This window comes from Nocardia africana NBRC 100379 (assembly GCF_001612635.1).
Taxonomy (GTDB): Bacteria; Actinomycetota; Actinomycetes; order Mycobacteriales; family Mycobacteriaceae; genus Nocardia; species Nocardia africana.
In genome coordinates this window covers 57,539-80,334 of the sequence record NZ_BDAV01000017.1, presented here as the reverse complement: position 1 = coordinate 80,334, position 22,796 = coordinate 57,539, and the positions used below count along the sequence as shown (strand labels likewise).

General features: G+C 68.2%; 23 protein-coding genes. 12 read left to right on the top strand and 11 right to left on the bottom strand.

The features are described 5' to 3' along the window. Window positions 1–47: 47 nt before the first annotated feature. Window positions 48–980: an alpha/beta fold hydrolase gene (locus NA3_RS28780; protein WP_062966918.1), complete on the bottom strand. Its 933-nt coding sequence runs from the start codon at window positions 978–980 to the stop codon at window positions 48–50. 181 nt (window positions 981–1,161) lie between these two features. Here NA3_RS28780 and NA3_RS37180 point away from each other — a divergent pair, with 181 nt between their 5' ends. Together NA3_RS37180 and NA3_RS28775 are read left to right on the top strand one after the other, a co-directional pair. Then, a complete protein-coding gene (locus NA3_RS37180) occupies window positions 1,162–1,356 on the top strand; it encodes a hypothetical protein (protein ID WP_128145187.1) in 195 nt (64 codons plus the stop codon). 274 nt (window positions 1,357–1,630) lie between these two features. Further along, window positions 1,631–2,440 (top strand): DUF2382 domain-containing protein, encoded by an 810-nt coding sequence (locus NA3_RS28775; protein WP_062966916.1) that lies wholly within the window; start codon window positions 1,631–1,633, stop codon window positions 2,438–2,440. 63 nt (window positions 2,441–2,503) lie between these two features. On the opposite strand, the gene NA3_RS28770 is transcribed toward NA3_RS28775, so the two are convergent. From NA3_RS28770 to NA3_RS28755, 4 genes are all read right to left on the bottom strand, one after another. After that, window positions 2,504–3,199, bottom strand: coding sequence for a class I SAM-dependent methyltransferase (locus NA3_RS28770; protein WP_062966914.1), 696 nt, complete (start codon window positions 3,197–3,199; stop codon window positions 2,504–2,506). Window positions 3,200–3,402: 203 nt separating this feature from the next. After that, window positions 3,403–4,173 (bottom strand): trans-aconitate 2-methyltransferase, encoded by a 771-nt coding sequence (locus tag NA3_RS28765; RefSeq protein ID WP_062966912.1) that lies wholly within the window; start codon window positions 4,171–4,173, stop codon window positions 3,403–3,405. 166 nt (window positions 4,174–4,339) lie between these two features. After that, complete coding sequence (locus tag NA3_RS28760) at window positions 4,340–5,551, bottom strand: GNAT family N-acetyltransferase (protein WP_062966910.1); 1,212 nt, start codon at window positions 5,549–5,551, stop codon at window positions 4,340–4,342. Window positions 5,552–5,720: 169 nt separating this feature from the next. Next, on the bottom strand, window positions 5,721–6,038 hold the full coding sequence (locus tag NA3_RS28755) for a DUF222 domain-containing protein (RefSeq protein ID WP_063002454.1): 318 nt from the start codon (window positions 6,036–6,038) through the stop codon (window positions 5,721–5,723). A 195-nt stretch (window positions 6,039–6,233) separates the two neighbouring features. Here NA3_RS28755 and NA3_RS28750 point away from each other — a divergent pair, with 195 nt between their 5' ends. Continuing rightward, the gene (locus NA3_RS28750; protein ID WP_062966908.1) at window positions 6,234–6,794 is read left to right on the top strand and encodes a TetR/AcrR family transcriptional regulator; all 561 of its coding nucleotides are present in this window, start codon (window positions 6,234–6,236) and stop codon (window positions 6,792–6,794) included. Between the two features lie 36 nt (window positions 6,795–6,830). Here the strand turns inward: NA3_RS28750 and NA3_RS28745 are convergent, their stop codons facing one another. Continuing rightward, window positions 6,831–7,949, bottom strand: coding sequence for an alpha/beta hydrolase (locus NA3_RS28745; protein WP_062966906.1), 1,119 nt, complete (start codon window positions 7,947–7,949; stop codon window positions 6,831–6,833). Window positions 7,950–8,160: 211 nt separating this feature from the next. On the opposite strand from NA3_RS28745, the gene NA3_RS28740 reads away from it, so the two are divergent. Together NA3_RS28740 and NA3_RS28735 are read left to right on the top strand one after the other, a co-directional pair. Then, window positions 8,161–8,958 (top strand): SDR family NAD(P)-dependent oxidoreductase, encoded by a 798-nt coding sequence (locus NA3_RS28740; RefSeq protein ID WP_062966905.1) that lies wholly within the window; start codon window positions 8,161–8,163, stop codon window positions 8,956–8,958. A 133-nt stretch (window positions 8,959–9,091) separates the two neighbouring features. Continuing rightward, complete coding sequence (locus tag NA3_RS28735; protein WP_062966903.1) at window positions 9,092–9,979, top strand: LLM class flavin-dependent oxidoreductase; 888 nt, start codon at window positions 9,092–9,094, stop codon at window positions 9,977–9,979. A gap of 273 nt (window positions 9,980–10,252) precedes the next feature. On the opposite strand, the gene NA3_RS28730 is transcribed toward NA3_RS28735, so the two are convergent. Then, window positions 10,253–10,651: a DUF4870 domain-containing protein gene (locus NA3_RS28730; protein ID WP_062966901.1), complete on the bottom strand. Its 399-nt coding sequence runs from the start codon at window positions 10,649–10,651 to the stop codon at window positions 10,253–10,255. A 238-nt stretch (window positions 10,652–10,889) separates the two neighbouring features. Further along, window positions 10,890–12,098, bottom strand: coding sequence for an FAD-dependent oxidoreductase (locus tag NA3_RS28725; RefSeq protein WP_062966899.1), 1,209 nt, complete (start codon window positions 12,096–12,098; stop codon window positions 10,890–10,892). 134 nt (window positions 12,099–12,232) lie between these two features. Here NA3_RS28725 and NA3_RS28720 point away from each other — a divergent pair, with 134 nt between their 5' ends. The 3 genes from NA3_RS28720 (at window position 12,233) to NA3_RS28710 (ending at window position 14,256) form a co-directional block, all read left to right on the top strand. Then, the gene (locus NA3_RS28720) at window positions 12,233–12,577 is read left to right on the top strand and encodes a PEP-utilizing enzyme (protein WP_062966897.1); all 345 of its coding nucleotides are present in this window, start codon (window positions 12,233–12,235) and stop codon (window positions 12,575–12,577) included. A gap of 44 nt (window positions 12,578–12,621) precedes the next feature. Further along, window positions 12,622–13,254, top strand: coding sequence for a hypothetical protein (locus NA3_RS28715; protein ID WP_062966895.1), 633 nt, complete (start codon window positions 12,622–12,624; stop codon window positions 13,252–13,254). 204 nt (window positions 13,255–13,458) lie between these two features. Beyond that, window positions 13,459–14,256 carry an SDR family NAD(P)-dependent oxidoreductase gene (locus NA3_RS28710; RefSeq protein WP_062966893.1) on the top strand — a complete coding sequence of 266 codons (798 nt, stop codon included), beginning with the start codon at window positions 13,459–13,461 and terminating at the stop codon, window positions 14,254–14,256. A 28-nt stretch (window positions 14,257–14,284) separates the two neighbouring features. Here the strand turns inward: NA3_RS28710 and NA3_RS28705 are convergent, their stop codons facing one another. After that, the gene (locus NA3_RS28705; protein WP_062966891.1) at window positions 14,285–14,893 is read right to left on the bottom strand and encodes a TetR/AcrR family transcriptional regulator; all 609 of its coding nucleotides are present in this window, start codon (window positions 14,891–14,893) and stop codon (window positions 14,285–14,287) included. A gap of 102 nt (window positions 14,894–14,995) precedes the next feature. Here NA3_RS28705 and NA3_RS28700 point away from each other — a divergent pair, with 102 nt between their 5' ends. After that, window positions 14,996–16,522, top strand: coding sequence for an MFS transporter (locus NA3_RS28700; RefSeq protein ID WP_062966889.1), 1,527 nt, complete (start codon window positions 14,996–14,998; stop codon window positions 16,520–16,522). 130 nt (window positions 16,523–16,652) lie between these two features. Continuing rightward, window positions 16,653–17,687 carry a Gfo/Idh/MocA family protein gene (locus NA3_RS28695; RefSeq protein ID WP_084491955.1) on the top strand — a complete coding sequence of 345 codons (1,035 nt, stop codon included), beginning with the start codon at window positions 16,653–16,655 and terminating at the stop codon, window positions 17,685–17,687. Window positions 17,688–17,696: 9 nt separating this feature from the next. On the opposite strand, the gene NA3_RS28690 is transcribed toward NA3_RS28695, so the two are convergent. Continuing rightward, window positions 17,697–18,494 (bottom strand): SAM-dependent methyltransferase, encoded by a 798-nt coding sequence (locus NA3_RS28690; RefSeq protein ID WP_062966887.1) that lies wholly within the window; start codon window positions 18,492–18,494, stop codon window positions 17,697–17,699. Between the two features lie 471 nt (window positions 18,495–18,965). Here NA3_RS28690 and NA3_RS28685 point away from each other — a divergent pair, with 471 nt between their 5' ends. After that, on the top strand, window positions 18,966–20,456 hold the full coding sequence (locus NA3_RS28685; RefSeq protein WP_062966885.1) for a flavin-containing monooxygenase: 1,491 nt from the start codon (window positions 18,966–18,968) through the stop codon (window positions 20,454–20,456). Between the two features lie 100 nt (window positions 20,457–20,556). Here the strand turns inward: NA3_RS28685 and NA3_RS28680 are convergent, their stop codons facing one another. Further along, complete coding sequence (locus NA3_RS28680; RefSeq protein WP_062966883.1) at window positions 20,557–21,168, bottom strand: dihydrofolate reductase family protein; 612 nt, start codon at window positions 21,166–21,168, stop codon at window positions 20,557–20,559. A 370-nt stretch (window positions 21,169–21,538) separates the two neighbouring features. Between NA3_RS28680 and NA3_RS28675 the strand changes: the two genes are divergently transcribed. After that, the gene (locus NA3_RS28675) at window positions 21,539–22,792 is read left to right on the top strand and encodes a PucR family transcriptional regulator (RefSeq protein ID WP_062966881.1); all 1,254 of its coding nucleotides are present in this window, start codon (window positions 21,539–21,541) and stop codon (window positions 22,790–22,792) included. Window positions 22,793–22,796: the final 4 nt, after the last annotated feature.

Genomic DNA, 22,796 nt, shown 5'->3' with positions numbered 1-22,796 from the left:
TGCCGCCGAGCGCAATCCGGGCGCGCCACCACGGAGCGCAGGTTCCGTCAGGCTCCGTCGAGGGGCTCGGCGAGGTGTGCGGCGAAGGCCGCCGCGGCGGCGGTGGGATAGTCGGTGGCGCCCTCGACATAGTCACCGGTCCAGCTGGTGGCGAGTTGCTGCAGAGCTGCCACGTTTCCCGGTTGTGGTGTCCCGCACAGCAATTCGCCCAGCGGATCGCTCGAGGGCCCTTCGGCGTCGGTGTGTTCGCCGGTGGTGAGGCGCACGCCGAGGAACCGGCGATGCAGATGTGCCCGCAGAGCGGCGGTTCCGCTGCCGAAATTGTTGCACAGCGCGGGTGGGCCAGAGACGGTGAGGACGGGAAGGTCGGTGGCGGCGAGGTCGGCGAGTGCGACGTCGGTGTTGTCACCGAGGAAGGACTTCACCGGATCCAGCAGGACCAGCCCGCGCAGGTTCGCCCACGCGGCCGGAGAGGAGTCGTGCAGGCGGTGAGCGACGTATTCGACGGCCTCGGCGCCGGCGGAATGGCCGATGAACACCCACGGGCGCGGTAGCGCGGTCGGGCCGACTCCCGCGCGGGCCGCGGACGTGGCGAGGGGTCCGGTGGGATCGCCGGCGGTGGCGAACAGCCGGGCCACCTGATCCAGGAACGCGGTGTTGTCGCCGAGGTTCTGCAGGGTGCAGCCGTCGAGGTTCAGGAACGGCAGACTGGGGGAGAAGACGAGATACCCTGCGGCCGACAGTGTTTCGGCGAGTGCTGCGACGTTGCTCTGCGTGCGGGCGAAGCCGTGTTGCAGCCACACCAGGCCGCGTGGCGTGCCCGCGGGCCGATACCACGCGGCGTCCTGGTGCAGGGTTGTCGCCGCACAGGGTAGATCCACCGTGCCCGGCAGCGGCGGGCCCGCGGCGGCGGAAGCGAATGCGGCAGTCGCGAGGCACGCGGCCGCGAGGACGGTCGGAATCGAAGCTCGCAGCCTCATCGCAACTCCACAAGCACACTCGGTATCCCGGTGATGACGCCACCGGGACACCGATGAGTATTCGCCACCGCCGACGGCGGCGGAGGCGCTTCGGGCCGTTACCTGTCTCGGTGGGCCCGACCCGCCAGGTCTGCGGCGGTGGCACCGGACGGAAACCGCCGGCGGCCAAGGGATTCGCCGCGTGCGATGGGTGTACTGCGGGTATCCCGGTCGCGAACTCACCGAGCGGCCCGACTCCTACCGGGTTGCCGCACGGAATAGCGATATCGTCATCCCCCGGCCCACCGGTAGCTGGGCGATCACCGGCGTGGGGACATGTGGTCCGGTCTTTCCGGCGGCGACGCACCTGCACTCGGCACTCGCCCCCGGCCGCTGACCCTGTGATCGGCGGCTGGTCGGCCGGATTCGACGGTGCCACAAGCCGGATTCGCTCGCGGGGGGCGTATGTGGCCAGGGCGCCACCGGTCCGCCCACGGCCCCGCGAGCTTGATCGAATCGCATTTCGTGCCGGTCCCCAGGGTTTCGCTGGATGATTGCCGGGTACCTGCCGACATGTAGCCGAAAATGCTGGGCTGCCAGGGGGGCGACAGCCGGCCACGCCGGTGCATTCCCCGATGAATCCATCCCATCCGATCGAGAGGAGAGCAACCATGACCGGACAGCTCGACACTCTGATGGACAGCACCGTGTACGACTCGCACGACGACAAGATCGGCAAGGTCAAGAACATCTACGTCAACAACGAAACCGGTTCGCCGACCTGGGCATCGGTGTCCACGGGGCTGTTCCGCCACGATTCGCTGGTCCCGCTGGTCGGGGCGCAGCACAATCCGCAGTCCGACGCGCTGCGGGTGAATGTGGACAAGGAGATGGTCAAAACCGCGCCCGCGGTGGAGCAGGACGGGCACATCAGCCGGGAGGGCGAGGAACAGCTGTTCCGCCACTATCACGTCGACCCGAACCACTCCGGCTGGGACGCCTACGGCCGTGCCGTGCGCGACGGACAGGGAACCGCACGTCCCGATGCCGGTCCGACCGGACGTCACGCCGCCACCGATCCCACCGGCGACCAGGGCCTGATCCGGTCCGAGGAGCGCTTGAACGTCGACACCCAGCGCGAGGAGGTCGGCACCGCGCGCCTGCGCAAGTACGTCGTCACCGAGGATCAAACCGTCACCGTGCCCACCAGTCACGAAGAGGTCCGGGTGGAGCGCGAACCTGTCACCGACGCCGGCGCGTACGGGCAGACCTCCCTGGGCGACGAGGAGCAGGAGGTCACCCTGCACCGCGACCGGGTGACCGTGGACAAGGAGACCGTGCCGGTCGAACGCGTGCGCCTGGCCGTCGACGATGTCGAGGAACAGGAGACCGTCGGCGACACCGTGCGCAAGGAACGCATCGAGACCGAGGGCACCGATCCCGGACGCTACGACGATCGGCGTTACCCGGACGAACGCTGACCATGATGGTGTGAGCCGGGCCCGAACCGGGCCCGGCCCTATCGCTCGGGGGAGAAGGCGATATCAGGCCAGAGCCAGGTGGGCCTGCAGCAACCAGGCGGGAACCGAGCTGCGGCCGCCGGGCTCGTCGCGCACGTCCTCGAAGTGGACCGGTGATCGTTCGTCGCGGGGGAGATCATTGCCGTGGATACGCGCCGGGCGGATGTCGTCGATCACCCAGTACTTCGAAACGAACTCGCGCAGTTCGTCTTCGGTCACCGGATTGGGCCCGAACCCCTCGGGGGAAGACGGTAACGCCTTGCGGTCGAAGACGAGCACGAAGTAGGACGCGCCCGGTGCCGCCGCCCGGACGATCGAACGCTGATACCCGTCTCGCTGGTCGACCGGGATCGAGTGGAAGAGCGTGCTGTCGACGATGGTGCCGAAACGGCCGTCGTACCCGGTGAACGAGGTGATGTCGGCGACCTCGTAGGTGGCGGTCGTCAGTCCGCGACGCTCGGCCTCGGCGCGGGCCAGTTCGATGGCGGTCGGGGCGGAGTCCAGCCCGACCGTGGTGAAGCCGCGCTCGGCCAGATACAGCGAGATCGCGGCCTCGCCGCAGCCGACGTCGAGGACGTCGCCGTGGAATTTCCCTTGTTCGACAAGCGCTTTCAGCTCCGGCTGCGGCTCGCCGATACTCCAGGGTGGTTTGGCGCCGGAGAACGGGCCGGCCTCGCCCTGGTACGCATCCTCGAACGTGAAATCGCCCGATGTGGTCATGATGTCCTCCGGATCGGTCGGGGCTATCAGACATGGATGGAGCTCATTCGATGCTACGGCCGCGCCTCGGGCAGGGATGCGGGCGGTAGGGGTTTGTCCGGGGCATGGTTCAGGGCGCCCGGCGCAGCAAGCCCGCCCTCACCAGGTCTTGCCGGCCGGTTCCCGGGTCGTGTGGTTGAGCCGGGGTGGCGGCCTGGGTCCCGCTAGTCCCCGGATTTGTGCGCCACCGCGAAGACTCGCCGAAACGGCAACCAGGTCGTCCCGTCCGCGCGCTGGGGATAGGCGGCGCGCAGGAGTGGGCCGAGCTGTGCGGTGAATTCCGCCCATGCCTCGTCGTCGAGTGCGCTCCGGACCGGTCGCAGGGCGGTTCCGGTCACCCATTCGAGGACCGGATCGGTACCGGTCAGCCGCTGCAGATAGGTCGTCTCCCAGGCGTCGACCGTGCATCCGGCCGCGGTGAGCACCGCCGCGTAACCGCTCGGATCGAGGACGTCGCGGGGTTGCAGGATGCCGCTCGATTCCAGGCGTGGCCGCCATTCGTCGCGCGCGGCGAGTTCGCGGATGGCGACATGGGAGGGTGCGTCGAAGTTGCCCGGCACCTGCAACGCCAGCCACGCCCCGGACGGCAGCGCCGCCACCCATTGCGGCAGCAGGGCGGTATGCGTCGGCACCCACTGCAGCACCGCATTGGTCACCACGACGTCGGTATCGGGGGCGGGCTGCCACTCCTCGGCGGAGCGCACTTCGGCGTCGATACCGGATTCCCTTGCCGCCGTGACCATTTCGGGTGAGGAATCGAACGCGTCGATCCGCGCCTCCGGCCACCGCCGAGCCAGCACGCCGGTGAGCTGTCCGGGCCCGCACCCCAGGTCGACGACCCGGCGCGGTCTCTCGGCGTCGATGCGCGCGACCAGTTCGAAGAACGGACGCGAGCGATGGTCACCGAAACTGCGGTACTTCCCGGGATCCCACACGGGCTGCTCCCACTCGCCGGAGGTGTTAAACCGTACAACCGTTATGTTAGCGCGTGGCGGCGCTTCCGGTGCGGCGGCGGTCCGGCGGCCGGCTCTGCCACGGCCGCGACCGCCTCGTCCCAGCGGGCGCGTCGGATCGGCGTCGATGCGGGTCCTCGCGCCGGGTTCAGAAGTAGGTGCCGGCGAACGGGGCCGAGATGGTGGTGAACAGGTTGTCCGCGTCTTCGATTGCACCGCTGCGGTTTTCGCGCACCCGACCGGCGAGGGCAAGCTGCTGCCAGGTGGAGCCGCCGAGGTATACCGCGGCGAGAGCGGCGACGTCGGTGGTGAGATCGGCGGGAGCGTCGACGCGGGTGACGGCATCGGCGGCGATCCGGTAGGAGCCGGTGTTGGCGGGCAGGATGTCGTCCGTCACCGCGAGGACCACGGGCGGTGCCTCGCGGTAGCTGCGGCGTGCAAGTGCCCTCGGGACATCGACGAGCCGCAGCCAGGTCTCGTCGTGCACTCCGGTGACGGTGACCACGCGCTCGTCGGTGAACAGATGCCGCAGCGGACTGTCCACCGGCGCGAAGGTGACCACGATCCGGTCCACGATGTCGTGGGTGAGCAGGTGGCGCAGCAGTCCGCGATAGGCCACGGGTGTGGTGGCCACCCAGTCGTCGACGACCACCGTGCGCTGCGGGTTGCGCGGCCAGCCGGTGCTGTCCGCCGGGCGGTAGCGCAGGAATCCGTCCTCGGCGCCGGGGTCGCCGTGCGCTACCGTCCAGCCGGCGTTGCCGGCGACCAACTCCTGGAATCGCCACCAATACGGCGTCCGGTCGATCGCGCCGTTCCACGAAATATCGGCGGCCGCATAGATTTTCGCCAGCGTCTCCCACCGGTTCTCGGCGTCGAGGTAGCGCACCGGCCCACCCGGGGCCACGGTGTCGCGTAACCGGGCCTGTCGCCGATCCAGCTCGAGCGTCGCGTACGAGCCGGCCACGCCGTAGCCGAACCGCTCGTAGATTCCACCCTGGGTGGCGCGCAGACTCGCGACCACCTCACCGCGCGCGGCGATATCGGCGAGCTGACGCCGCAGCAGCGCACTCACCACGCCCCGGCGAGTGTGGGTCGGCAGCACACCGACGTGCGTCACGGCCGCGTGGGGGAGGCGCTGCCCGCCGGGCACCACCAGCCAACTGGTGTAGGAGTCGACGGCGCCGACCAGCTGCCCGTCCAGTCGCGCCCCGAGCGTGCGCCCGGGCTCGACCAGTCCATCGGCGCCGTCCGGCAGCGGCGGCAGTCCGACCATCGCGGTGCGGAAGATCTCTCCCGCCGCACGCACCTCGTCGGCGTCGGTCAGCGTCGCGAGGTCGACGGCTGTGGTGCCGCTGGTCATTGGTCACCTCCGAGGTCGTGCGCAAGCGCTTCGTGTGCCGCGCGTCCCGGACCACGCTAGCGGGCCGCCGCCGCGGATCGGTGTGAAGCGCGGCTCGAAGCTCTGGCGGCACCGCCGCGTCGCAGCTGCTCGACGGTGAATTCCGCTGTCCCGCAGCCGAACTCGGGGCTCAGCCTGCCGCCGCCATCGCCCGCCATGCCTTTCTGGCGCGGGAGCGGGCTCGCGGGGCGGCGTATTCGATTCGCCGGCGCGCCTCGGAGGCGCTGATCCGTAGGAGATCGCTCAAGAGCTCCGCTGTGTCCCGGTAGCCGGTGTCGGCGGCGAGACCGCGGCGCTCGGCCTCGGCGACGGCCGCGACCATGGCCGCACCCAATCGACGCCGGCGGCGTTCGGTTTCGACGAGGGTGCGCAGCAAGTCGACATCGGCCAGTTCCGACCATCCCCGCGCCGGAGCATTCGGTGCCAATGCAGTCGAATGTGTGTTCACGCGAGGCAGCTTACCGCATGCTCGAACATTTGTTCGATCATCGGCTCCAGTGTGTCGAACTCTCTGACAGGGTGGGTCGGTTTCGCTCCGATCTCGACCTCGCGCGGGGCTGACGCGTTCGCCTGTGGTGGCGTTGTCTTGGGGGCCGTCCAAGATAAGGTTGGGTCAACGCCAGATGATGAGTCAGGACTGGAGATGCCTCGGAACAGACGGCCACGTGATCGAGAAGAGAAGCGTGCGGAAATTGTGGCCGCTGCCCGGCGGTTGTTCGTCGAGGAGGGCTACGACGCGGCGTCGATGACGCGGATCGCCCGCGACGCCGGGGTTGTGTCGAACACGCTGTACTGGTACTTCCAGGACAAGGACGCGGTATTGATCGCGGTCCTGGACGCGGTCCTGGCCGACTCGATGGCCTCCTACGGCGAAGTGCTGGGCTCGAGCCTGGCTGATCGGCTGTTGTGGCTGGTCGGGGAATTGGAACAGCTGGGCCGGTTGGTGAGCACAGTGCACACGCGCGCCGAGGAGTCCGCGTCCATTCGGGAATGGCACGAGCAGTTCCACGCGCTGGCCGAGGGATTGTTCCGGGCAGAGCTGATCGAGCTCGGCGTGCCCGCGCACGAAGTGGATCCGCTGGTCGCGATCGGCGTTTTCGTTGTCGAGGGCGTGCTGACGCATCCGACGGAACAGGTCCAGCGGCGCGCGGTGATCGAGACGTTGCTGAACAGCGCTCGCGGTCTTGCCGCAGCCGCCGGCTGAGTGCCGGGTCTGCGCACGTCCACGAGCCCGGGCGAGCTACTGCGTGGTGTCTGCGGTGTAGTCGAATTGTGTTGCCAGGAAATAGAGTTGGTCACGCACCGCGCGTTCGAAGTGTTGGCCCACGTAGATGTCGAAGTGGTCGCAGGGGTAGTTCTGGACGTGCACGTGTGCCAGGCCGCGCGCATGCCGCTTCGTGGTCTTCGCGGGCGCGGCCGCGTCGTTGTCGCAGACACACAGCAGCGTCGGAGTGCTGAAGCGAGTGAGCGCGCGACCGGGCCGATAGAGCGGAAGGTGCAGCACCAGCCGTGCGGCCAGGGCGTTGGCGGCATCGAATTCACCGGCGGGGCCGCGTAATACACCCCATATGCTGTCGCGGCCGACAACGGTCACGGGTTCTTCCCTACCGTCGATCTCGGTCAGCTCGATGTTCTTCGACACCTGAGCCCGCACCGAGGGCAGCCGTGTCAACAACGCGCTGGTGCGCCGCGAGAGCCGGGTCCCCGCGGGCAGGAGTGCGGAAGCGCCGGCGAGGGCGTCGGGTGAGGCCACGAACGCGGGCATCCAGGACGTCCCCGCCATCGGCAACAGGATCGGCTTCGCGCCGAACCAGGAACCGACCGTGTCGAAGACGCCGGCCGCTGTCAGCGCTATCGCGCTCAGCGGGCCGGTCCGGATACGTGAGCGCAACGACGCCGGTCCGTCGGTGAAGGGGCACTGGGCCACGACCGCCGCGATACGGCTGTCTTCGGAAGCGACCTGAAGGACATGTCCGCCGCCGAAAGAGCTGCCCCACAACGCGATCCGGTCGACATCGACGTCCGGGAGGGTGCGTACGAAGGCAAGGGCGGCATGCCAATCCGCGCGTTGCTTGCCGATATCGAGCAGTTGGCGTGGGTATCCGTCGCTCGCGCCGAGGTGGCGGTAGTCGAACACCAGCACCGACCAGCCTGCTGCGGTGAACCGCTCGGCATAGGCGTCCAGGCGCATCTGACGAACCGCTCCCAACCCGTGCCCCATGATCACCATGGGCCGTGGTCCCGGTGAGTTGGGTGGGGTGTACAGCCATGCTGCGCACATGTCCGTCCCGGACGCGAAGGCGACCTCACGTCGCTGTACCGCTGTTCGCTCGTGATGATCCGGCCCGCTGCTTGTCATACCGTGTGCCCTTTTCCGCCGTCACAGTTCTTCTTGAACACCATCCAAGAAGATCGTGCGGCAACGGTAAAGTTTTCTTGAACGCCAGTCAAGAAGTCGTTACCCTTCTTGATGATCATTCGAGAAAGCAAGAAATGAGGCGGGCTCCCTTGGGTGCCGCGGGCTGCCCGGCTGACACCCCGTTTTCGCGGCCCACTCGAACGAAGGAACCATGACCACATCCCCCCGCACCGCGTTGATCACCGGCGCTTCGGCCGGCATCGGCGCGACGTTCGCCCGCCACCTCGCCGCACGCGGCTACCAACTGCTCTTGGTCGCCCGCCGCGGCGACCGCCTCCAGGAACTCGCCGCGCAGTTGACCGAACGGCACGACGTGCGCTGCGAGGTGCTCGCCGCCGACCTCACCGACCCCGCCGCACCCGCCGCGATTGTGAACCACGCCGACCAGCAGGGCCTCGACATCGACGTCCTGATCAACAACGCGGGCCTGTCGGGTAGAACCGCGTTCGCCGACACCCCGTGGGACACCCTGGCCGGGGAGATCCAGCTGATGGTGACCGCCCCGACCGAACTCGTCCACCTGGTCGTCCCCGGCATGAAGAAACGTACGTGGGGCCGCATCGTCAATCTGTCCTCGGTCGCCGCGTTCGCCCCACCGGCGGCCGGCCTGCTCTACACCGGCATCAAGTCGTTCGTGCTCAACACCTCACAAGCCCTCGACATGGAACTCAAACCCCACGGCATCCACGTCACCGCCCTGTGCCCCGGCTTCACTCACACCGAATTCCACGATGTCATGGGCACTCGCGACAAAGCCGACCATCTGCCCCGAATCCTCTGGCAGCAGCCCGAAGCCGTCGTCACCGAAGGCTGGGCCGCCGTGATGAAGGGCAAGCCCGTATGCGTGCCCGGCGCCATCAACAAGATCTCCGCCGCCGCCATGAAGCCCCTCCCCACCCACCTGGGCTACCTCGCCGGAAAGACCCTCAACCCTTTCAAGAACAGCTGAATCCGCCTGGCGACGGTACGCGTTCATCGGCTCCTCGCCCGAGCTTCAGGGGGATCTCTCCGCGGCGGGGCGTGGTTTGTCGGAATTGGGAGATCGAGTCACAAGGGCCGGGTGGGTCTGAGAGGGTCGCCACATGAAAATCGGTGTCGCACTTCCGCAGATGGCTCCCGGCTATGGGCCGGGTACGACGCTCGACTGGGCCCGGCGAATCGACGCGGGCCCGTTCTCGAGCGTTTCCGTCGGTGAGCGGGTGACGTTTTCGAATCCGGAGATGGTCGCGACGCTGGGCGCCTGCGCCGCGGTCACCGAGCGAGTGCAGGTTCTGGCGAACCTGTGGGTGCTTCCGCAGCACCCGATGGCGATGGTGGCCCAGCAGATCGGCACCCTCGACCAGCTCGCGAACGGCCGCCTCGAGATAGCTGTCGGTGTCGGCGGTCGCGAGCACGACTACCGCGCTCTCGGCGCCGATTTCACGCGACGGCACCAGCAGCTCGACGACAAGGTCGCCGAGCTGAAGTCACTGCTCGCCGGCGAGCCGCCGTTCGAGGGCGCGGACCCGGTGGGGCCGGCGTGCGTGCAGCCGGGTGGACCGATCATCCTCGCCGGTGCGATGGGGCCGAAGGCGATGCGCCGGGCGGCGCGGTGGGCCGACGGCGTCTCCGGATTCAGCATCTCCGGCAATGCCGAGGAGATCGCCGAGGTGAGCGATCTCGCCGACCGGTGCTGGGCCGAGGCCGGTCGCACGACGAAGCCCCGCAAGGTCAGCGGCTGCTTCACCGCCTTGGGCGTCACCGATGCGTCCGAGGCGTTGCGCTCCTTCACCGCTCGCTACCTCGGCTTCCTCGGCCCCGGCCTGGCCGACCGGGTGGCCGCGTCGGCATGCGCGTCGAGTCCCGAGGTGCTCGCAGGGATTCTCGACGGCGCGGAGCAGGCCGGCTGCGACGAGTTCATCCTGGTCCCGGCCGTCACCGACCTGAACTTCCTCGAGGTTGCGTGCGAGGTGGTGGCCGCACGGCCTTGACTCTCCCGCGCCTATCGCTGGTTCTTCGCTGTCTACAACACCGCCGTCCTCTGGACGGTGGCGTGCATGACGATCATCGGTGTCCGGACCGTCCTCGGGCACGGCGGCATCACAGCCCGCCGCGAGGAGGTGGTTCCCGCCTGACGCGGCCGAATCGGTGACCGCCGGGCAGGATGCTCGGCTGTTCCGCGCGGACGCCAACGGCCCGAGATTGCCTCGGGCCGTTGATCTTCGGACTGTCGCACCGGTCGCCACGCGGGATCGAATGCGCCGTTACTTGACGGCGTTGGCCAACCGATCGGCGTAAGGGGCGGTGAGTTTTCCGACGATGGGGAGCTCCGCTCTGACACCGCCGGTGTTGTTCGCCTGGACCATGGCCATGATCCAGACCACGATCGTGAAGACCGCGAGAGCGAGTCCGGCGAGGCTGAAGATGATCCCCAGGGCCCCGAGGAACGAGCCGACGATACTCAGCACGATATTGAGCACGGAGACCGCGCCGAAGAAGACGATCGATTGCGAGGCATGGAATTTCACATCGGGATCGTGCTTCCCCACGAAGAGGAAGATGATTCCGGTGAGCCATCCCAGCGCGTACGACAGGATCGCGCTGGTCTTCTTGTCCAAGCCGGCGGACTGCGGTTGGTTCGCGGGAGGTTGAGAAAATGTCATGGGGTGAGTAAACACCGCACGCGCCTCTACCGATCCCAACTTCCCGCGAAAAGTACAGGGCCTCAGGACCGGCCGGTGCTCGTCTCGCCCGCATGTACCCAGATCGGCCGGAGTTGGTTAGCGCGACACGGAGGATTCCGGCGGCGTCGAGGACGGCTCGGCCGAGTGACGTGAACGTCGTACCGGACCGAATCATGTTGTTGCCCTGGGAAGTCCAGTCGCCCGACGTGGCACCCGATCAGTTGTTGGCGCGTTGGATGGAGCGTCGGACCAGGCTGCGGATGCCGGGGAGCTGGATGGCGCGCAGCATCAGTTCGCCGGCCCGGACATGTGTGCGTGATGGCGGGGCGAATCGGCTGATTCCTTTCCGGGCCAGTGCCTGTCGTTTGTGTGCTTCCGGGCGCATCGCCCTCTCCCAGGTGTCGAGTGCGGTGGGAATGTCATCGCCGTGTGCCGCTACGGCGGTGCCGAGCCGGTCGGCGCCGTCGAGAGCCAAGGCGGCACCGTAGCCGGCGAATACCGTGACGCACCATGCTGCGTCGCCGAGCAGGACGACTCGGCCGTGACTCCAGCGGTCCATCACGATGTGCCCGACCGCGTCGTAGTAGGCGGTGGTGGGGTCGGCCGCGAGTTGGTGAAGGGCGGCACGGACACCGCCTCCGAGGTCACCGAATGCCCGGGTGATCGCGGGTGCGGCACCGAGAGCCAGTTCGGCGGACGGGTCGGGGCAGCGGTAGGTGAAAAACGCCGAGGACCGTTCCGGTCCCAGGTTCATCACCGCGGCCGTGCGTCCAGGTCCGATGAACGTGGTGCCGACGCCTTCCGGTACGTGGTCGGGAACTGTTTCCAGCGACAGTGCGCCGACCATGTGGCCCAGGTCCACGAAATATTCGGACTCCGAGCCGAATACGAGCTCGCGGACCCGTGAGTGCACGCCGTCGGCGCCGACGAGGAGTTCGGTGTGCAGTCGGGTTCCATCGCTGAGAGTGACCACGACTTCTCCGGCGGACTGGGCGACGGCCTGCACAGTGGTGCCGAAACGCAGGTCGACGAGGTCGGCCACGGCGTCGTACAGCACCGACTCCAAGTCGCCGCGGAACAGGCTCAGTGCCCGGTTCCCGACAGCTGCCTCTGTGACAGCGGCTGGAATCCTGAACTTCTCCCGGCCGTCGGCGTGGACGAGGACCGAGGTGAAGAACCCGATATCGCGCGGACTCAGCGCCGGAACCAGTCCGAGCCTCTCGGCGGCGGCATATCCGGGTCCGTGCAGGTTCACCAGGTAGCCCCCACTGCGACGCGTCGGCGCGCGTTCGATCACGACGACGTCCCAGCCGTGCTGATGCAGCCGCAACGCGGCGGCCAAACCGGCGATACCAGCGCCGACGATTGTCGCGCGCCTGCCCGACGTCTCGGCGCGCCGGTGTGCGGGGTTCTCGCGAGCTGTCATGTGCGACTCCTGGGATCCGTTGTCGGCGAAAAGGCATAACCCGCGATCGCCGTGCCGTCAACTAATAGTTGACGACAACAGGATCGTCAACCTAGGATTGACGTGCTGGATCGCGGCGGACAGGAGGAACCGAGATGTCGGATGCGCCCATCATCACCGGCGCTGCGGCCAGCCGCGGTGTTGTCGCCGGTCCGGTTCGGCTGGTGCACAGTGTCGACGACTTCGACGCCGTTCGGCCGGGTGATGTCATCGTCTGTCGCACGACCGATCCGTCGTGGACAGCGCTTTTCGGCGTTGCCGCCGCTGTGGTGACCGAAACCGGGGGGATTCTGTCCCATGCGGCAATCGTCGCCCGCGAGTTCGGGATTCCAGCCGTGGTGGCGGCCGAGGGAGCGATGGAAACCCTGGCGAATCATCGGATCATCTCGGTCGACGGAACCGAGGGACACGTTCATGCCGTTCGCTCGATCCATCATTGACGCTTCACCAGGCATGGCTGCTCGACACGAAAGGGAAGTCCGCGATGACGCACGTTTCACGCAGTTCGCTGCTCGCGTTGCACGCAATTCGCCTGGGCGGGTTCGTCGATACGCACGCGGTCGCCGGCAGATACCGAATGCCTGTGGACCTCGCCGAGTCGCACGTGCGGGACTTCCGAGAGCGTGGGTGGATCAACCGCTTCCGTTTCGGGACGGACGCGGGGTGGTCGCTGACCGAGAGCGGGCGTGCGCAGAACGAGCGGGAACTCGCCGACGAGCTTTCCGAATGTGGGGCGAAAGCGTTGGTGGAAGACGTCTATCGCATGTTTCTCCCGCTCAACGCCCGGTTGGTGCAGGCGTGCACCGCCTGGCAACTGACCGTCCTTCCCGACGGCAGCATGCAGGACAACGACCACCAGGACGCCCAGCGGGACCGGCACATCCTGGACGAACTGGAAAGCCTCGCAAAGGAACTGGTAGCGCTGGCGAATACGCTCACCGAGCGACTCGCCCGGTTCGCCGGTTACGACACCCGCTTCGCCGCGGCCCTCTCCCTGGCCGCAGATGAACCCGAAATGGTCACCGGCACCGAACACGACTCGGCCCACCGCGTGTGGTTCGAACTGCACGAAGATTTGATCGCCACCCTCGGTATCGACAGGGCACACCCTTCCTAGCGAGGACGTCCGAAGCCTCCGTCAATGGTCGAACGCGATCAAGGAGCAGTGACCGGTGGTCCTGTGTAGTACTCGGTGAGCGGCTGATCGAATTGTTCAGCCTCACGGGCGCGGTCCGGCCGTTCGGCTCGTCACCGAGCCGGATTCTGTTCAGCTCGATCCGGATACGCGACGCGCACGGCGGGCGTTGTTACCGTCGCTGGCATGGATTTGCAGCTGAGCGGTAAGCGGGCCATCGTCACTGGCGGCAGTAAGGGAATCGGGCTGGCCGTCGCGCGTGGACTCGCGGCCGAGGGGGTCGATGTGGTGATCGCCGCTCGATCCGCCGAACCGCTCGCGGCGGCCGCACAAGCGCTCGCGCAGGAGAGCGGGCGGCGGATCGTGGCGGTGCCCACCGATACCGGCGACGACGAGCAGGTCCGGGCGCTGGTCGAGCGCACCGTGGCCGAGCTGGGCGGAGTCGACATCCTGGTCAATGCCGCTGCCACGCCGTGGAGTGCCGGCTCGCCCGCGGATCTGAACGCCACCAGCGACGACATCGTGCGCCGCGAGGTCGAGATCAAGGTGCTCGGATACCTGCGCACCGCCCGCGCGGTCGCGCCGCATCTGATCGCGCAGGGCTGGGGGCGGATCGTCAACATCAGCGGACTCGGTGCGCGACAGGCGAATTCGATCGCCCAGACGGTGCGCAACGTCGGCGTCTCGGCCTTGACCAAGAACCTCGCGGACGAACTCGGCCCGCACGGGATCAACGTGACGGTCGTGCATCCGGGACTCACCCGGACCGAGCGGCTCACCGGACGGCTGGCCGCCCAAGCCGCCGAATCCGGCGCCACCGTCGAGGAATTGGAGGCCGGTCTGGTGGCCAACTCGATCCGCCGGGTGATCGATGCCCGTGAGGTCGCCGACGTCGTCACCTTCCTGGCCTCGCCGCGCAGCATCGCGATCACCGGCGATGCCGTCGCGGCGGGCGGCGGAGTGCCGGGGCCCGTCTACTACTGAAGCGAAAATTCCTGGCACGCACTCTCTTTCAGCGGCTGCGCTCGCATGCGGCGAGGAAATCGTCGACGATGCGGGCGCAGTCGTCGCGCCCGGCGCGGCCGAGGCCGGTGAGCCGGACGAAGACGATCGGCCCGACGAGTTGCGCCAGCACCGCCGTGAGTTCGCGGTCGCCGAGCAGTGCGCGCGCCTGCGGGTCGTCGAACAATTCGTCGAACGGGCGGCGGTAGGTGTCGATCAGATGGGCGCGCAGCGAACCGGACCGCGCACCCTCACCCTGCGCCTGCGCATCCCCGGTTGCCAGCCACGCCAGCGTGGTCAGATGCAGCGGTACGTCGTTGATCGCCGCGGCCTGCCGGCTGAGCAGTTCGATCAGCCGTTCCCGCAGCGGGCCCGCGTCGGGGATCTCGACCACCGGCGGCATCAGCTCTTCCAGCGTCGCGGCACGCAGCTGTGCCACGGTGTCGAAATGCCGGTACAGCGTGGTGCGCGCGACGCCCGAGCGTCGCGTGACCGCATCGATGGTGACCGCGTCCAGCCCGCCGTCGCGCAACAATTCGGCCGCGGCCGCCAGGAGGCGGCGACGCGAGCGCGCCTTGCGCGGATCGTCCTCGGATTCGATCGCGGCAGTCGATGTCATGGTCTCAGGATTCCTCCTCGGCACGATCGGCGGCCGCACGGGATAGAAACGATACTGCGAGTAGCATAGCGAAACTGAAAGTATCGTTTCTCGGGAGGCGCGATGAACGCAACCATGACCGAGCTCGTTCCGGTGCGCACCCGATGGGTGATCGTGGTGTCCTGCCTGGCCGTCGCGCTGGTCGTCGCGTCGATGGCGGCGCTCTACACCGCGCTGCCGCAGATCGCCTCGGCCACCGGTGCCACGCAGTCCCAATTGACCTGGATCATCGACGGTTACACGCTCGCGCTGGCATGTCTGGTTCTGCCGGCCGGCGCTCTGGGCGACCGCTACGGCCGCCGCATCGTCATGATCATCGGACTGGCGGTGTTCGCGATCGCCTCGGCGATACCGCTGGTGGTCCACGGCCCGGAATGGCTGATCGGCTCACGAGCAATCGCCGGAGTGGGCGCGGCGCTGGTGATGCCGTCGACGCTGTCGCTGCTCACGGCCGGGGTGGAACCGGATCGCCGCAATGTCGCGGTCGGCACCTGGGCGGGCACGGTCGGCGGTGGCGCGGTGATCGGCATCCTGGGTTCCGGTGTGCTGCTGTGGCGCTGGTCGTGGCTGTCGATCACGCTCGCGATGGCGGTCGCGGGTGTGATTCTGGCGGTCGCGGCGTGCACGGTTCCCGAATCGCAGGACGGCGAGCGCCCGCGTTTCGATCCGTGGGGTGCGGTGAGCGGGGCGGTCGCGGTGGGCCTGATCGTGATCGCGGCCCTCGAGGCCCCGCAACGCGGCTGGACCGATCCGATGGTGCTGGGTGCGGTGGTCGCCGGGCTGGCGGTCGGTGCGGCCTTCGCGGTGATCGAACTGCGTGTCGAGCACCCGTTATTGGATGTGCGGCTGTTCGCCGGGCGTGGTTTCGGCGCCGGGACCCTGTCGGTGGCGGTGCAGTTCCTGGTCTCGTTCGGGTTGTTCATGGTGATCGTGCAGTTCTTCCAATTGATCCTGGGCTACTCGCCGCTGCGGTCGGCGGTCGCGATGGCTCCGGTGATCGTGCCGGTGGTGGCGCTGTCGGTGATCGCGCCGTGGCTGGCGCAGCGGTTCGGGCTGCGGCTGCCGACCACGGTCGGGCTGGTCGTCGTCGGCATCGGCCTGCTGTGCCTGTCACGGTTGACGGCCGCGAGCACCTTCGTGAATGTGCTGTGGCCGCTGCTGATCATGAGTACCGGCCTCGGCCTGGCCGCGGCGCCGGCCACCGCGGCGATCGTGGACGGCGCGCCGGCGGACAAACAGGGGGTGGCGGCCGCGGTGAACGACGCCGCTCGCGAGATGGGCGCCGCGCTGGGGATCGCACTGGCCGGCAGTGTGCTGGCGGCCGGCTACAGCCACCGCATGGCCGAGATCGCCGACCGGATTCCCGAACCGATTCGAGGGCCCGTCACCGGCTCGCTCGCGGGCGCGCTGGCCGTGACCGAACGCATCGGCCCACAGGCGAAACCGCTTGCGGAACAAGGGAAATTCGCGTTCACGCACGGGCTGCACCAGGCCACCCTCGTACTCGGGGTGGTGACGTTGGTCGTCGCGGTGGTCCTCGGTTTGTGGGCGCCGTCCCGGGTGCGTTCCGCCGGGGACGCGCAACGCTGAGCCGGTGTGTCGGGGCAGTCGTCCCCGCGCCGGAGTACGCGGCCGTGTTGTGATGGAGGCGGGCCGGGGTGCCGGCCACGCGCGGGTGCGAATGCCGGCCCGCGAGCGACGGTCGAATCGAGGAGCGGCGATGGCGCAGGTGAATGTGGCGGTGATCGGATACGGGTTGTCCGGGGCGGTCTTTCACGCTCCACTGATCGCCGCCGACCCCCGGCTGCGGGTGGCCGCTGTGGTGACCTCCTCGCCGGAGCGGGCCGACCAGGCGCGCGGTGAACATCCCGGCGTGCGGGTATTCACCACGGCGGACGAATTGTTCAGCGCGGCAACGGATATCGATCTGGTGGTGATCGCGAGCCCGAACCGCACCCACGGCCCACTGACGCTGCGGGCCGTCGCGGCCGGGCTGCCGGTGGTGGTCGACAAACCCTTCGCCCTGACCGCCGTGGAGGGCGAGGCGATGATCGAGGCGGCCCGGCAGGCCGGCACCATGCTTACCGTGTTCCAGAATCGACGCTGGGACAGCGACTTTCGTACGGTGCGAAAGCTGATGGCCGACGGCGCGCTGGGCGAGGTGTGCCGGTTCGAATCCCGGTTCGAGCGCTGGCGGCCGCGGATCAAGGGCGGGTGGCGAGAGGTCGGTGGCGCCGACGAAGGCGCCGGCATCCTCTACGACCTCGGCAGTCACCTGATCGACCAGGCGCTCGACCTGTTCGGCCCGGTCGACGACGTCTACAGCGAACTCGACGCCCGGCGCCCCGGAGTGCGCGCCGACGACGATGCCTTCGTGGCGCTCACTCATGCCTCGGGGGTGCGGTCGCATCTCTGGATGAGCGCCGTGGCGCCCCAACTGGGCCCACGGTTCCGGGTGCTCGGCTCCGAGGCCGGATACGTCTGTTACGGCCTGGACCCGCAGGAAGCGGCACTGCGGGCAGGTCGTCGTCCCGATGACGGACAGCCGTGGGGGAGAGTCGATCCCGTCGACTGGGGGCAGCTCGGCGCCGAAGGCGATCTACGCCTGACCCCCAGCGAACCCGGCGCCTATCCGGACTTCTACGCCGGAGTTGCCGCCGCCCTGCTGGACGGCGCCGAACCACCGGTGGACCCCGCCGACGCCGTTGCGGTCCTGCGCATCATCGAGCGGGCGCGTGCGGTGCCGGCTCGATGAACGCGCCCGTCAGGGTTTGCGGGCGACGCCGCCGTAGGCCGCGATCTCGGCGGTGCGGCCGACCTCGTTGGAGTCGGCCTGCCACTGCGTGATGCAGGTGAAGCCGGGCTCGACGAATTCGAGTCCGTTGAAGGCCGCGGCGATCTCGGCACGCGTGCGCGGATAGTACGGTGTACCACCAGTTTTCGCGTACTCCGCACACAGGTCGACGTACGGTTGACTGTCGTCGGTACCGTCCCAGAGCACGAGGTAGCTGCCGGAGGGGACCGCCGCCAGCACTGTGCGCACGATGCGCAGCATGTCGTCGTAGCTGCGGGCGTGGCCGAGGACGCCCATGAACATGACGGCCACCGGCTCCTGCAGATCCAGGATGGCCTCCGCCTCGGCGATGATCTTCTCCGGCTCGTGGAAATCGGCGTTGACGTAGGTGGTCACGCCCTCCGGAGTGGTGCTGGTGAGTAGCGCGCGGGCGTGCGCGAGGACCAGCGGGTCGTGGTCGACGTAGACGATCTTGGCGTCGGGTGCGACACTCTGCGCCACCTCGTGGGTGTTCTGCATCGTCGGCAAGCCGGTGCCGATATCGAGGAATTGCCGGATTCCGGCCTCGCCGGCCAGGTGGCGCACCGCCCGGATCAGGAATTGCCGCGACTGCACCGCCATGGTCGCGATGTCCGGATCGATCTGCAGGCTCGCCTCACCGACGGCGCGGTCGACCTCGTAATTGTCCTTGCCGCCCATCCAGAAATTCCAGATGCGCGCCGAGTGGGGAATATCGGTACGGATCTGAGCCGGATCGTCGATGGCCATATGTGCTGAGCTCCCGTAGGTGTGGGGCGCCGCCGAACCGCGCGGCATTTCGTCGGTGCGAACTACGCGAGTATAAACCCACGGGCGGTGAGGGCGCCGGAACATGTTGCAGGGCCGTGATATTCGGTGCCGCGGTGAGGCAGTACGGGTGCGGCCCGGCCGGACATGCCCGACGGCTCGTGTGCGCCAACGGCGTTCGAGGAGATCTCGGCGGTCACAGGTAGTTAGCTGAAAATGTGCTAACTGGCTTCATCGGTTCGCGGCGGCAGTCGGGGGTGCGCGATTCACGCCTGCCTTTGGGCGGGTGGACGTTTGGCGCAGTTCGGCACTAATCAAGCGTCCAATCTGGAACGTTGTCCATATCGGCACCCGGGTTCGGGGGCTGCCGTTTCACCTGTGCGATCGGGTATTTAGGAATTCGGCCCCGCAGGACGTAAGGTTGCCGATCGGTTACTGGATGTCTCTTCTCACATGGAGGTGGTAGAGGGCTTGCACAGCACAGTGGTCGTCGTCGGGTCCGGATTCGGGGGAATCGGCATGGGAACGGCGCTACGGCGCGCGGGGATGGACGATTTCGTCATCCTGGAGGAATCGTCCGAATTGGGCGGCGTGTGGCGAGACAACACCTATCCGGGATGCAGCTGTGATATACCGGCGCACCTGTATTCGTTCTCGTTCGCGCCGTACCGCAATACCGGCATCAGATTCCCGGGCCGCCGCCGGACCTTGGAATATCTGCGGACCGTCGCCGCCGCGGAAGGGCTACCCGCCCATCTGCAGACCGGCACCGCGGTCACCGAGGCGACCTACTCGGAATCGGAGGCGCGCTGGGAACTGCGGGCCGCGAACGGGATTCGGCTCACCGCCGATGTCGTGGTCTTCGCCGTCGGCCAATTGCACCGGCCGAACATTCCGGAGATCCCGGGCCGCGACGAATTCGGCGGTGCGTCGTTCCATACCGCCGACTGGGATCATGCGGCCCAGCTGCGCGGCCGGCGGATCGCCCTGATCGGCACCGGATCCAGTGCGGCGCAATGCCTGCCGACGCTGGCCGACGCGGCCGCATCCGTGCGGATATTCCAGCGCACGCCGCAATGGATCCTGCCCAAACCGGCCACCGAATTCGGCCCGCTGACGCGTGCGGCGCTGCGGCTGCCCGGTGCGCAGCACGCCTACCGCTGGGGTCTGCACCAAGCCGCGGACTCGCTGCTGGCGCCGATCATGCATCGCCGCTGGCCCGCCCGGCCCGCGGAATGGGTTGCGCGCCAGTATCTCCGCCGAAGTGTCGCCGATCCGGAGCTGCGCGACCGGCTCACCCCGGACTATCCGATCGGCGCCAAACGCATCGTCTTCGACAGTCACTTCTACCGCACGCTGGGCCGCGACAACGTGGAACTGACCACCGCCGCGATCGCCCGCATCACCCGCGACGGGGTCGTGACCGCCGACGGCGGGCATTACGACGCCGACGTCATCGTCTACGCGACGGGTTTCCGCGCCGCCGAATTCCTGGCCCCGATCACCGTGCGCGGCCGTGGTGGACAGCATCTGCACGACCGATGGCGTTCGGGCGCGGATGCTTTCATGGGCCTGGCGGTGCCGGGATTTCCGAATGCCTTCCTCATCGCCGGACCCAACTCGTTCACTCCGGCGGGCAGCAATCCGATGATGAAGGAACATCAGATCGACTACATCATGCGCTGCCTGCGCTGGCGCGACGAGATCGGTGCGGCGGCGATCGAGGTGCGGGCCGACGCGATGGCGGCCCATCAGGCATGGCTGGCCGACGCGCTCGCGACGACGGTGTGGTCGACGGATGTGCCGAGCTGGTACACCCACGACAGCGGCGCGATCACCAACCCGTGGCCCGCCTCCGTGCGCACCTACGCCCGGATGCTGCGTCGCCCACCGGCGGCGAGTTTCGTGCCCGTGCACCGCACCGCCGAAGCGGTCAAGGCCTGACCCGGCTCGTACCACACCGATCGCCCGGCGCGAAACAGCGTGCGCCGGGCGGTCTTTCGGTCACGGTGACGCGATCGGCGGACGTCACCCGGCCGTGCGCTCAGCCCTCGTCGTGGGCGAGGTGTTGTCTGGCCTGGTCGTAGTCGCCCTCGAGGTGGCGGCCGGGTCCATAGACGAGATGGACGACGCCGGTGCGGAAGGCGGTCGAGCGCAGCAGAGTCAGTGGGAGAGTGGCGTCGGCCTCGTCGAACAGGCGCATGCCGGACCGCACCGCGATCGGATGCACCAGCAGATGCAGTTCGTCGAGCAGTCCCGCGCCGAGCAGTGCGCGCACCACCGAGACCGAGCCGGAGATGGCGATATCACCGCCGGGCTCCCGCTTCAACGCTGTGACCCCGGCGATCAGATCTCCGTGCAGCACTTCGGAATTGCGCCAGGTGAAGGTGTGCTCGCTGCGCGACACCACGATCTTGCGGGCATCGCCCAGTTTGCGGCCGAACTCCGCGTCGGGCCCACCCGCGGCTTCGCGTTCCGGCCAGGCTCCGGCGAAGCTGTCGTAGGTCTTGCGCCCCAGCAGCAGGGTGTCGGCGGTGCCGAGCTGGGCATCGACCGCCGCGCCCATCTCCTCGTTGTAGTAGGGGAAGTGCCAGTCCTGCGGGTTTTCGACGACGCCGTCGAGAGCGATGAACAAGCCGGCCGTGATCGTGCGCATGATCTCTCCTGGATCCGAGAAGTCCCTGTTGCACGATCCGACGGCGCGAGCGCGCGGAAGTCATCGGTGCGGGCGAAGGTCTCCGGTGACGTAGGCGCGGCGGCGGGAACGGAGCAAAAAGTGAGCGGTTCCCCATATTTTGTCGGCAAATATGCCGATTCGCTCGTGTCACCGCCTCTTTGCGCAGGTCAGAGGCTATGCGGCGCGGTGTCGAAAATGTCCAAAACGGAGTAGAAGGTGAGTGGAGGCTCGCATTACCGTTCCATCAGGTAACACATACGGCCGGTGACCGGCGGTGTCGATATCGCCCGATCACCGATCCGGCAGATCTCGCGAAGGCTGCGGGTCTGGTCCGTACAAGGAGGTCAGAGTGACTACAGCAAGCACAGTCGGTGCTGAGCGCGCGATATCCGGCCGCGCCACCTCGCTGTCCATGCGGGATGCGCAGGCCATGTCCCGGGAACTGGTCCTACACCTCGGCGGATCCGTGGCGCCGTTCACCACCCTGCCCGCCGATGTGATGTCCGGCGAAGTGGCGGCGGTCGCGCGGATCTGTGTGGAATGGTCGATCCGCCGGGTGAACGGCGGAGACCTTCCCGAACGCACCGATCGGCTGCGGGCCGCGGCCGCGCGCTGGTGCCGCGCCGGCATCCCGATCGAGGTGGTTGTGCACGCGGTCCACGAGGGTTTCAAGGCCGGGCTGGACCTGCTGTTCGCCCGGGCCAAGGCCAGCGATGCCGAACTCGTCGTCAAGGGCACCGCCACCGCGCTGGAACTGCTGGATCTGATCACCGCGACCGTCAGCAAGGCCTACGTCCAGGAGCGCCGCGCCGACGCCGTCGAACACCACACCGCCGTGCACACCCTCACCTCGGCGCTACTCGGCGGGCACGCCACCACGAAGCTGGCGCGCGAATGCGGGATCCGGATCGCCGAGCGCTATCACGTTCTCGCCCTGTGGATTCCGCCGCACCCCGACGAGACCCATCCGCGGCTGGACCGGAACGTGGTCGCGCGCCGCAAGCTGCGGCGGGTGCAGGCCGCGTTGGCGAAGGTGTTGCGCAATCAGCCGCTGGCGATGCTGTCGGTCGACGGTGGCACCCTGCTCATCCCCGAAACTGCCTGCGCCGATACCGAATTGGACGACCTGCTCACCCGGCTGTCCGAGCTGGCCGGCGTGCCGCTGACCGCCGCGGTGGTGGGCGCCGCCGCGGACGACGTCCCGGCCGCGGCGCAGCAGGCGCACGATCTGCTCGACACGGTGCGCCGGCTCGGACGCGGCCCCGGCGTGCATCGCTTCGCCGAACTGGCGCTGCAGTATCAGCTCACCCGGCCCGGCATCGGCCGCGACATCCTCGATGCCCGGCTGGCGCCGCTGGACGACCACCCCGAGCTGCTGGAAACGCTGCACGTCTTCTTCAACACCGACCTCAACCGGCAGCGCGCCGCACGGCAGCTGTGCATCCACCCGAACACCATCGATTACCGGCTGCGTCGCATCGGCCAGTTGACCGGCTTCGATCCGTCCCGCACCACCGGATTGTGGTACCTGCGTTCGGCATTGATCGCCCGGCTCAGCATCGCCGACCGCGACGCGTCCACGCCGGTGCGCCGCCCCGCCTGATCCG

What these genes read in the sequence shown, in the direction of transcription:
- NA3_RS28780 (WP_062966918.1), bottom strand. Translation starts at nt 980, where the DNA reads ATGAGGCTGCGAGCTTCGATTCCGACCGTCCTCGCGGCCGCGTGCCTC.
- NA3_RS28700 (WP_062966889.1), top strand. Translation starts at nt 14,996, where the DNA reads ATGAACGCAACCATGACCGAGCTCGTTCCGGTGCGCACCCGATGGGTG.
- NA3_RS28770 (WP_062966914.1), bottom strand. Translation starts at nt 3,199, where the DNA reads ATGACCACATCGGGCGATTTCACGTTCGAGGATGCGTACCAGGGCGAG.
- NA3_RS28710 (WP_062966893.1), top strand. Translation starts at nt 13,459, where the DNA reads ATGGATTTGCAGCTGAGCGGTAAGCGGGCCATCGTCACTGGCGGCAGT.
- NA3_RS28690 (WP_062966887.1), bottom strand. Translation starts at nt 18,494, where the DNA reads ATGGCCATCGACGATCCGGCTCAGATCCGTACCGATATTCCCCACTCG.
- NA3_RS28760 (WP_062966910.1), bottom strand. Translation starts at nt 5,551, where the DNA reads ATGACCAGCGGCACCACAGCCGTCGACCTCGCGACGCTGACCGACGCC.
- NA3_RS28695 (WP_084491955.1), top strand. Translation starts at nt 16,653, where the DNA reads ATGGCGCAGGTGAATGTGGCGGTGATCGGATACGGGTTGTCCGGGGCG.
- NA3_RS28705 (WP_062966891.1), bottom strand. Translation starts at nt 14,893, where the DNA reads ATGACATCGACTGCCGCGATCGAATCCGAGGACGATCCGCGCAAGGCG.
- NA3_RS28720 (WP_062966897.1), top strand. Translation starts at nt 12,233, where the DNA reads ATGTCGGATGCGCCCATCATCACCGGCGCTGCGGCCAGCCGCGGTGTT.
- NA3_RS28685 (WP_062966885.1), top strand. Translation starts at nt 18,966, where the DNA reads ATGGAGGTGGTAGAGGGCTTGCACAGCACAGTGGTCGTCGTCGGGTCC.
- NA3_RS28750 (WP_062966908.1), top strand. Translation starts at nt 6,234, where the DNA reads ATGCCTCGGAACAGACGGCCACGTGATCGAGAAGAGAAGCGTGCGGAA.
- NA3_RS28735 (WP_062966903.1), top strand. Translation starts at nt 9,092, where the DNA reads ATGAAAATCGGTGTCGCACTTCCGCAGATGGCTCCCGGCTATGGGCCG.
- NA3_RS28715 (WP_062966895.1), top strand. Translation starts at nt 12,622, where the DNA reads ATGACGCACGTTTCACGCAGTTCGCTGCTCGCGTTGCACGCAATTCGC.
- NA3_RS28775 (WP_062966916.1), top strand. Translation starts at nt 1,631, where the DNA reads ATGACCGGACAGCTCGACACTCTGATGGACAGCACCGTGTACGACTCG.
- NA3_RS28730 (WP_062966901.1), bottom strand. Translation starts at nt 10,651, where the DNA reads ATGACATTTTCTCAACCTCCCGCGAACCAACCGCAGTCCGCCGGCTTG.
- NA3_RS28725 (WP_062966899.1), bottom strand. Translation starts at nt 12,098, where the DNA reads ATGACAGCTCGCGAGAACCCCGCACACCGGCGCGCCGAGACGTCGGGC.
- NA3_RS28680 (WP_062966883.1), bottom strand. Translation starts at nt 21,168, where the DNA reads ATGCGCACGATCACGGCCGGCTTGTTCATCGCTCTCGACGGCGTCGTC.
- NA3_RS28740 (WP_062966905.1), top strand. Translation starts at nt 8,161, where the DNA reads ATGACCACATCCCCCCGCACCGCGTTGATCACCGGCGCTTCGGCCGGC.
- NA3_RS28745 (WP_062966906.1), bottom strand. Translation starts at nt 7,949, where the DNA reads ATGACAAGCAGCGGGCCGGATCATCACGAGCGAACAGCGGTACAGCGA.